Annotated in this window: 7 protein-coding genes; 6 read left to right on the top strand and 1 reads right to left on the bottom strand. The window is 39.2% G+C overall.

Features of this window, described 5'->3' with window-relative positions; genetic code table 11:
- Positions 1-95: 95 nt before the first annotated feature.
- Positions 96-581 (bottom strand): YajQ family cyclic di-GMP-binding protein, encoded by a 486-nt coding sequence (locus G3R48_RS16060; RefSeq protein WP_153661464.1) that lies wholly within the window; start codon positions 579-581, stop codon positions 96-98.
- Between the two features lie 107 nt (positions 582-688).
- Between G3R48_RS16060 and G3R48_RS16055 the strand changes: the two genes are divergently transcribed.
- The 6 genes from G3R48_RS16055 to G3R48_RS16030 all read left to right on the top strand — a co-directional run bounded on the left by G3R48_RS16055 (position 689) and on the right by G3R48_RS16030 (position 5,908).
- Positions 689-1,096 (top strand): VanZ family protein, encoded by a 408-nt coding sequence (locus tag G3R48_RS16055; protein WP_153662115.1) that lies wholly within the window; start codon positions 689-691, stop codon positions 1,094-1,096.
- Entirely contained in the window at positions 1,089-2,042 is a 954-nt protein-coding gene (locus tag G3R48_RS16050) for a ketopantoate reductase family protein (protein WP_212593396.1), read from the top strand. Before G3R48_RS16055 ends, G3R48_RS16050 begins: the two co-directional genes overlap by 8 nt.
- 140 nt (positions 2,043-2,182) lie before the next feature.
- Positions 2,183-2,821 carry a phosphatase PAP2 family protein gene (locus G3R48_RS16045; RefSeq protein WP_153661466.1) on the top strand — a complete coding sequence of 213 codons (639 nt, stop codon included), beginning with the start codon at positions 2,183-2,185 and terminating at the stop codon, positions 2,819-2,821.
- A gap of 611 nt (positions 2,822-3,432) precedes the next feature.
- Positions 3,433-3,819 carry a tautomerase family protein gene (locus G3R48_RS16040; protein WP_153661467.1) on the top strand — a complete coding sequence of 129 codons (387 nt, stop codon included), beginning with the start codon at positions 3,433-3,435 and terminating at the stop codon, positions 3,817-3,819.
- A 285-nt stretch (positions 3,820-4,104) separates the two neighbouring features.
- Positions 4,105-4,542, top strand: a complete 438-nt coding sequence (locus G3R48_RS16035) for a GNAT family N-acetyltransferase (protein WP_228497309.1) — start codon at positions 4,105-4,107, stop codon at positions 4,540-4,542.
- 358 nt (positions 4,543-4,900) lie between these two features.
- Positions 4,901-5,908 (top strand): trypsin-like serine protease, encoded by a 1,008-nt coding sequence (locus G3R48_RS16030; protein WP_212593395.1) that lies wholly within the window; start codon positions 4,901-4,903, stop codon positions 5,906-5,908.
- The last annotated feature ends 92 nt before the right edge of the window (positions 5,909-6,000 follow it).

The following is a 6,000-nucleotide window of genomic DNA, read 5'->3' as shown; positions in this document are numbered from 1 at the left end:
ACATCTACATCTACATCTACATCTACATCTACATCTACATCTACATCTACATCTACATCTACATCTACATCAATTATCACAATGCCACAGCCAGATTAATCTCTGAAATTATTAAACTGAAACGGTTGGCCTAATTCTGATGTACGTGCAAGTTGCATCACCGCTTGTAAATCGTCACGTTTCTTACCAGTCACTCTGACTGAGTCGCCTTGAATGGCTGATTGCACTTTTAGTTTACTTTCTTTAATGATTTTAACTAATTTCTTTGCGATATCGGTTTCAATACCTTCTTTAAAACGCACTCGCAGAGAAAAGGTTTTACCTGTATGCAGGGCTTTTTCATCTACTTCCATCACTGCGGGATCAACATTACGCTTGCTCAAGTTCATCCGCAGGACATCAACCATTTGCTTACAGTAATAGTCATCATCCGCTGACAACGTTACCTGTAAGTCTTTAAATTCAATATTGACGTTTTTTCCGCGAAAATCATAACGACTGTCGATTTCACGGCGACTATTATCCACGGCATTGCGTAGTTCTACTGCATCGACTTCTGAGACGATATCCATTGACGGCATTAGCGGTTTCCTCAGTATAACCAAAAGACTTATTGTAAACCGAACCGCATGAAATTTGGGGATTAACAGGGTTAACAGTGACATTAAGCGTGAGTTTTTTTATGATGATGCTATTACACTTTTTAAAGAGGCCACTCAGGCTTGTGATGAATTATACAAACGTGTTTAAGTTGGCCTTATTAATTACCTTTGCGGTAGTCAGTTATTTGGTTTTTTCTAAGCCTAACTACCCTATTTATTTCACTAACATGGACAAATTAGGTCATGCAGGCAGTTTCTTCGCGTTGTCATACTTAGCTTATTATGCGTTCAAACCCAAATGGTACTGGTTAGCAAGCATACTAAGCTTATATGCAATGATGATTGAAGTGATTCAATCAATGTTACCTTACCGAAGAGCTTCAATTGCAGATGTCGCCGCTGACTTAGCAGGTATCACCTTTTTTTATTTATGCTTAATGTTGTATTCAAACGTTAAAGACTGGTATCAAACTAAGGCTAAAACAAGTGACTAAATCAACCTCGACTATCACTATTTTAGGTGCTGGTGCGATTGGGCAACTACTTTATCGGCAATGTTCAAGCCAAATTAACGCCGCCATTGATGTCCAGCTATTGGTAAAACAACACTCAACAAGCACACAAACTGCACTTGTATTTGATGATATTGAAGGTCATCGACATCAATACAACGGGCATGTTATCAGCCTTAGTGACAACGACTTAAGCGCACGCTTAGCATCAACTCAGTTACTTATTGTGTGTGTAAAAGCCTATCAGGTTAACAACGCTTTAAATAATGTCATTAACGCGCTACCAGGTGACTGTCATGTGTTATTGCTTCACAATGGCATGGGGCCACATTTAACCGTGGCCAATATACTCGCGCCTTTTACTGGGATGGGGCTATCAATCGGCACGACCTCACAAGCGGCACTTAAACACAGCCAGTGGCATATAGAACAAACAGGCAATGGCTTAACGACAATAGGCCACATACAAGGCACGCCAATAGCACCTCAATTAATGCAATTACTTAATGATGCCATTCCGGCATTAGCGCTAAGCGATAACATTCTCAATGCCTTATGGAAAAAACTGGTTATCAACTGCGCAATTAATCCACTCACCGCCATTGAACAATGCCGTAATGGCCAATTAAGTGAAAAACAATATCAGACACGTATTAATGCGATTATTGAAGAATGTGTCACGGTGGCAAAAGCTGATGACGTCGTCATTAACTTGACTGAAATGCAATCGATTGTCGCGAAGGTCATTGCATCAACGGCAAATAATTACTCGTCAATGCGCCAAGATATTCACTTTCAACGTCCAACTGAAATTCAACAAATTAACGGATATGTCGTTAGCCGCGCTGCAAAACATCAGCTTAATGTCCCGGTAAATCAAAAAATGGTCAATAAAATCATCATGATTGAAACGTTGCAGCACAGCTAAACGCATAATAATATTTCATCGCTGATCACTATCAGCGTTATTTTTCAGCGAGCTTACGTGCGTGTGGTGCACCTAGCCACCATTTGCGCGCCAATGACAACGATGACAATACGAACAACTGCAATGATAACAACCACAAAATGAATAACTGGATAACGCCCTCAGCACAACCGCTTGCCTTTCATCGACGTTATGTATTGGGCTACTTGCTGGCCAGCTTATTGGTAATACTCAGCGTACAATATGCTGACACACGTATTGCCACGTTTATGCATACCTATAATAGCGCCAACCTATTGTTTCATACTTTATCTGAAATACCGCTAGTACTAAGCATCATCGCGGCCAGTCTCATCGTGCTAGGGATGTTACCTAAGTGGCGACCCACATTACACCAAGTCAGTCGGCAATTAACTTGGTTGTTCATCATTGCGACGACAATTCGTGTGAGCAGCAAGGTTATCTTTGGCCGCACGTGGCCTGAAACCTGGATTAATCATAATCTGTCGTGGATTGATAACGGTATTGAAGGGTTTTACCCGTTTAACCTTGAGGCCGGTTTTCACTCTTTTCCTTCTGGACACACATTGTTCGCGTTTGCATTGGGCGGTATGTTCTGTCACTTAATGCCTAGACTGCGTGTTTTTTGGTTAGTGTTAATGTTTGCAACAGCATGTGGTCAATTAGGTCAAAACTACCATTACTTAGGGGATATTCTTGCTGGCGCGACGATGGGGTTACTGTTAGCGCATTGTTGTACCCATATTTCTAAGGTATGAAGTTACAACTGCACGTTCATAGTAACGCCGTGTCGCAACACGGAGAATATAAACGGCCAGTGAAACGGGTTTAATGTTCTTCAGGCACCAACATGGCAGGCCTAAGTTTACCTGACAGCGCATCATTGTTTAGTCATGCACAACAAGGGGGTTAATGGACAAGAAAAGTTGGCAATTTCACGCCACAGCCAATTTTAGTCAACCCTTTTTTGCTACTTATCGTGGCCTTGGTATGCAGCAAAATGCGGATGTAAAATGATTTAAACGGCAAAATGGGTAATCTTGATTCTTCAATGTATTACGTAAAATGTGATACGTCATCAACGGTGTCGGTCAACTCAAATACTGAGCCTCATACGCCTAAAGAAAATGTATCTCATTTTGCTCTGTTATTGCGAACATCAGCAATGATTCTGTTAGTCGATATTTTGGCTTGGCTGGCAGTAAAAGGCTTTTAAAGTCGTTATGCTAGGCACATACAATCAGTCGTTCAAGCGAAACAGCTAACCGTTTGCTCAGTTTCGCCTCACTACACCTTTTAGCAAACGGTTATCAGCCCCTTAAATGGGCATCATACGTTATGAAAATAGTGTATTCACAGGAAAATAATCATGATAGTTATTTATGGAATAAAAGAGTCTTTAAATCCGATAAAATCAACATTATCAGATATTATTCAATTTTGTATGTCGCAAGAATTAGGTTTACCAGAAAGTAAACGAGCCCACAGAATAATCCCAATGGACAAAAGTGATTTTTATTATCCACAAGGTCGTAATGATAGTTACACAGTCATAGAAATAAATATGATGTCGGGCAGACACGTTAAGACAAAGAAATCTTTAATTAAGCGTTTATTTTCAGAAATAGCGACTCAATTAAATATTTCCCCAATAAATATAGAAATCACGATTAAAGAACAAGAAGCCCACTGTTGGGGTTTTAGGGGAATGACAGGAGATGAAGTAATGGATTTGAAATATAAAGTCAACGTATAACGAGGACAAAACACAGCCGACGGTACTCGTTAGTCGAAACTCTATATTTTTAAATAGCTTAGCAAGTTATATGCATTTCCCTTTGTCAAATAATCGTATTCCGACAACAAATGCAGCGCTGCATTTGCGCTTGATTAGCTTGCAGCCTACATAAGGCCAATAAAAAGTATGTTATGTTTATTCATGCTGCTCTTCGATTTAGTTTCTTTGACAAAACGAGTCTGGCTCTGGCTTTGAGCTACTCCCCGATAAATTGCAAAGCACCATCTTTAGTGAGGCGTCATTATGTCTATGTTTTTTAGAATAACGAAAAGAAGTATAAAAATAAAAAAAATGACGACTGCAGATGTTTTACCCATTAGACATCAAGTGTTATGGCCAGATAAATCACCTTCATTTTGTGAAGTAAAAGGTGATGATTCAGCAATTCATTATGGTGTGTTTAATGACAATAAACTTGTCTGTGTTGCATCTGTTTTTATCTATGAAAATGAAGCAAGGCTTAGAAAATTTGCAACGTTACCTGAATATCAAGGTCAAGGAATGGGGACTAAAGCTATCGTGCATATTATTAACGATTTGAAGCGTAATAATATCAATTATTTTTGGTGTGATGCACGAACTTCAGCATATTCATTTTATAAAAAATTGGGTTTTAACGTAGATGGTGGTGAATTTTATAAGTCAGGGGTATCATACTTTAAAATGTCAATTTCGTGGTAATCACCACCACAAACATAACCAAACATAACCAAACATTCAGCAGGGATAAAAGCACTTAGCATTTTTGGTTTATAGCCAAGTTAAATACAAACACCTCACCCGTTAACTCAAAGTTAATTTTACGTTAGCTACCATCCTGTAATGAAATAATATTAAGAGTGATTGTTGGTTTAATTATATAACATTAAATAGGGTTTCTTACTTCGTATCTTTTTATTATCTAAATATTCAATAACAAGTTTATTTTACATTTTATTATAATCGTACAATTTCATCCTTAATATGTTAACTGTATAATTAACGCATTAAGCAATTAACACATTAAGTAATTAACGATTTAACTATACCGAGGTTCAGTGTGAAAAAATCCCTTCTAGCATTAAGTTTAATGGCTATTTCTTGCCATGCATTAGCTGTTGAAAATGGCACGGTCGTGAATTGGTCAGACAATGACGATAGTGTAATAATGAACTGTACTGGCACGATTATTGGCGGCAAATGGGTGTTAACTGCGGCGCATTGTGCAGATAAAGCCGCTTATGGGGTTGAAACTTATAAAAATGGGACGGTATACCCCTCAAATGTCTATATTGATCCTACGTATGACACAATTGGAACAGATGTTAGTTTGTGGGAATTGCCATTTAGTGTTGATACAACAAAAGCCACTTTTTTATCTACACGCATATTAACAGCTAACGAAAAAATTAAATTACTCGGTTGGGGCGCAGGGGATTACAACCCTTTGGACACGCTTAGTTATGCCATTGAACTATCAAACCCCCAAGATTTGACAATCTATAAAACTGTTTTAAAAGAAACGGGTCAAGGCATGTCTATAGCTGGCGACTCTGGCGCGCCTTATATCGACTCAAACAACCGCATTGTTGCGATTCATGTGGGGGGTGCGCTCGATGAAGAAACCCACGAACAAGCAGAGGGAATACGCTTGGCCTTGGCAAGAGATTTTATTTTATCAACGGTTAACGGCTGGCACTATCCAACTCAAGCAACAACACCAACAACGGGCGGCACTGTTACGGTTGAAGTGCAAAGTTTGCATCGAGATAGTTTTATCGACAACGCGACTTATTCGGGTGATGTAACAATTATAGGTGGTAGCTGTGTTGGGACTACGGTACAACCGTTTGACACTTGTACTTATGACATTGAAAGTGCCAACGGGTACGAGGGCAAAGTAACACTTGATAATGATCAGGTTATAACTATTAATCAAGGTCGAACCCCTCCCGTTCAAACGGCCTCACCAAAAACCAACCAAAACAAAGATTCAGGTGGCGCAATCGGATTTTGGTCTTTACTTGGTGTGTTAGGTTTGGCTTTTCAGCGCAAGTTTGCTAAATAAATGATTTTTAATGAGCTAAGCTCAAATTGAACTCAACAGTGCGACACTCTCCAACTTAAGCTACCACCCGTCATTTGATTTTAAATGACGGG

The organism is Shewanella intestini (genome assembly GCF_018221465.1).
Classification (GTDB): Bacteria; Pseudomonadota; Gammaproteobacteria; order Enterobacterales; family Shewanellaceae; genus Shewanella; species Shewanella intestini.
Note: the sequence above shows the minus strand (reverse complement) of the source record. Positions and strands in the feature narration are given on the sequence as shown.